The 3,142-nt window shown below is 39.1% G+C and carries 4 protein-coding genes and 1 pseudogene; all 5 read right to left on the bottom strand.

Annotated features, from left to right (window positions below; translation table 11 throughout):
* Positions 1 to 409: 409 nt before the first annotated feature.
* Complete coding sequence (rplA, locus tag ACLNCN_RS04220; RefSeq protein WP_001085675.1) at positions 410 to 1,099, bottom strand: 50S ribosomal protein L1; 690 nt, start codon at positions 1,097 to 1,099, stop codon at positions 410 to 412.
* A 207-nt stretch (positions 1,100 to 1,306) separates the two neighbouring features.
* Positions 1,307 to 1,732 carry a 50S ribosomal protein L11 gene (gene rplK, locus ACLNCN_RS04215; RefSeq protein WP_001085807.1) on the bottom strand — a complete coding sequence of 142 codons (426 nt, stop codon included), beginning with the start codon at positions 1,730 to 1,732 and terminating at the stop codon, positions 1,307 to 1,309.
* A 123-nt stretch (positions 1,733 to 1,855) separates the two neighbouring features.
* Positions 1,856 to 2,572, bottom strand: coding sequence for an LD-carboxypeptidase LdcB/DacB (ldcB, locus tag ACLNCN_RS04210; protein ID WP_084886664.1), 717 nt, complete (start codon positions 2,570 to 2,572; stop codon positions 1,856 to 1,858).
* A 2-nt stretch (positions 2,573 to 2,574) separates the two neighbouring features.
* Positions 2,575 to 3,045, bottom strand: coding sequence for an HIT family protein (locus ACLNCN_RS04205; protein ID WP_261065636.1), 471 nt, complete (start codon positions 3,043 to 3,045; stop codon positions 2,575 to 2,577).
* Position 3,046: 1 nt separating this feature from the next.
* Positions 3,047 to 3,142 (bottom strand): annotated as a pseudogene (locus ACLNCN_RS04200) (M42 family metallopeptidase); the annotation flags it as partial.

Below are 3,142 nucleotides of genomic sequence, written 5' to 3'. Positions count from 1 at the left end.
AATCCCATTAAATAATATTTCTATTTGATGAGTTTTTAAACAAACATCCGAGTTTAATGTACGTTTTTTTCGATTTTATCTTTAAATTGATATTTTATGTTTTCATTATTTTTATAACTTAAATATTATATTTACGGCCTTTTTATAAGCCTGTGTTAACATTTTTAAGAATCTATACACTTATCTATACATCTACCATTAATACCTCTAAAAAAATCGTTCGGATTTTATCCCATAACCTCAACAATTTCAATAATAGAATACAAAACTTTCTCTAATTTTTTTCAATTATTTTTTCTCCTAAATCATAAAAGAAAAAACGAATGAAGCCACATCGATTCTTTAGAATCAATAACTAAAGACAAAAAAACGAGCACTTTCGCACTCGTTCTCTGTTATAAACTACTGATTAAAGTGAGTTTACGTCAACTTTGATACCAACACCTTGAGTAGTTGTGATAGTCAAGTTTGTTACGTAAGTTCCTTTAGCTGTAGCTGGTTTTGCTTTTTGGATTGTTTCGTTGAAAGCTTTGAAGTTTTCAACCAATTTTTCAGCTTCAAATGATACTTTACCGATGATAGCTTGAACGTTACCTGCACGGTCAGCACGGTAAGTGATTTTACCACCTTTAGACTCTTCAACTGCTTTAGCAACATCCATTGTTACAGTACCAGTTTTAGGGTTTGGCATCAAGTTACGTGGTCCAAGGACACGTCCAAGACGTCCAACAAGAGCCATCATGTCAGGTGTAGCGATAACTACGTCGAAGTCCAACCAACCATCGTTGATTTTAGCAACAAGGTCATCTTCACCAACAAAGTCTGCACCAGCAGCTTTTGCTTCTTCAGCTTTTGCACCACGTGCGAAAACAAGAACGCGTGAAGTTTTACCAGTACCGTTTGGCAATACCATTGCTCCACGGATTTGTTGGTCAGCTTTTTTAACGTCGATGTTCAAGTTGTAAGCAACTTCTACAGTTGCGTCAAATTTTGCAAAGTTAGTTTCTTTTGCAAGTGCTACAGCTTCTTCTACGCTGTATGCTTTTGTGCTGTCGATTTTCTCAAGAGCAGCACGAAGTTGTTTGCTTTTTTTAGCCATTTTCTATTCTCCTTGTAAGTGGTTCAATCGATTTTCATCTCCCACGTCACTCCTCGAAATGATGAAGTCTTGCGGGTTTTCAGTCTATTATTTTTCTTTTCCTACTTCGTTAAGCTCCCTTGCTGTACCCAAGTACAAGCTTCAGTCACTTGCCTAGTATGAAAAGCAACTAATAGACTGCTGTGAGATTTTCTACTGTGTTATTGATTAGTCAACAACAGTGAATCCCATAGAACGAGCAGTACCTTCGATCATACGCATTGCAGACTCTACGTTTGCTGCGTTCAAATCTGGCATCTTAGTTTCTGCAATTTCTTGTACTTGTGCACGAGTAACTGTAGCAACTTTAGTTTTGTTAGGTGTACCTGATCCTTTTTCAACACCTGCAGCTTTTTTCAAAAGAACAGCAGCTGGTGGTGTTTTAGTGATGAAAGTAAATGATTTATCTTCGTAAACTGAGATAACAACTGGAATGATCATACCAGCTTGGTCAGCTGTACGAGCGTTGAACTCTTTTGTGAATCCCATGATGTTGATACCAGCTTGACCAAGAGCAGGTCCAACCGGTGGAGCTGGTGTAGCTTTACCAGCAGGGATTTGCAATTTTACAAGTTTTTCGACTTTTTTAGCCATTTTTAAATCCTCCTTTGTGGTTTTGGCGGTAATTAAAGATTTTTACCTCCCACAAGTATGCTTTACACATACCCATCTATTATACACTATTTATCTAGAATTGCAAGAGAAAAGTTTATTTTTTTAATCGACGTAATCTCCGCCTTCAAAGCCGTAGTATTCTTCCAAACTGAGACCACTCTCTGCAATTTCTTTTGCTTCTTTTCCGACATAACGAAGGTGCCATTCTTCAGCCATATAACCGGTTTCTTTTTCCTTACCTTTGAGATAACGGACAACAAAGCCATAATCAGCCGCATGGTCCAAGAGCCATTGAGCCGCTTTTTCTTCTGTTACTAAATCACCATCAGTCCCAATAACATCAAAGGCCAAGCCAGTTTGGTGTTCACTGTAACCGGGACGAGCAGAGTAACGGTCAGCAGCTGCCTTCCCATCTTGGTTGACATAATCTTGGTAGAGCTTTGTCTGAGTTTCATAACTTCTAAAGCCACTGTAATGGTCGCTAATGGGGAAACCTGCCTCTTGCATAGCTTTGATGAGTTTGACCAACTCAGCCTTGGCTGTTGGATTTTCCCCTGGATTGTAGTCTTTTGACAATGGGTAGTGTTTATTGGCTACGATGATTTCATCGTATTTCCCTTGGATGCTGTAGTAGTCTCCTTTATTAACCACTTCTGCTTTTTTCTGAGTAGCTCCTTGAGACTTACTTCCAACTGTTCCATCAGCTTTAGCAGTTTGCTCTGTCTTAGCTGAGCCATCTTCATTTTTTGCTTTTTCTTGTGAACAAGCTGCTAGACTCAAGGCTAGCAAGGCTGTCAAGATAAGGTATCTTTTTTTCATTTCTACTCCTTTATTTCTAATAGTTTATCTACTTCTGACGATAAACGTTTGACTAATCTTTTAATCTCATCCGATTTTGCTTGGCAGGTTTCTGCTGTCATTTCTTCAAAGGGAACCCACCAGACTGGACCACGTCCATTGAGACCGTGACCATTCATGTCACCTCTTCGTCTAGGAAACAGATGCCAATGAAGATGGGCATCGCCATTTCCTAGCAGTTCGATATTCATTTTCTCAGCAGCAAAGGCCTTAGCAACCGCCTCTTGGACCACACTCATTTCTTCTAGAAAACGGAGTCTTGTCTCCTTTTTCAAATGGTGCAATTCGGTGACATGTTCCTTGGCTAGAAAGAGACTATAACCTGCAAAATACTGGTGGTCTCCAATCACAAGATAGCCTGTTTCCAACTCTTTGACAAAATAGGGATTTTCTCCCTTCTTGATGAGCTCAATTCTCTGGCAAATAAGGCACATATTAGTCTCCCAATTCGCTCTTAAGATAAGCATCAACCATTCGTTCTGTTGCGACCACCGAATCAATATGAGTACGCTCATAAGAATGACTAGACTC

The sequence above is a fragment of the Streptococcus sp. CL8.13 genome (assembly GCF_049737895.1).
Note: the sequence above shows the minus strand (reverse complement) of the source record. Positions and strands in the feature narration are given on the sequence as shown.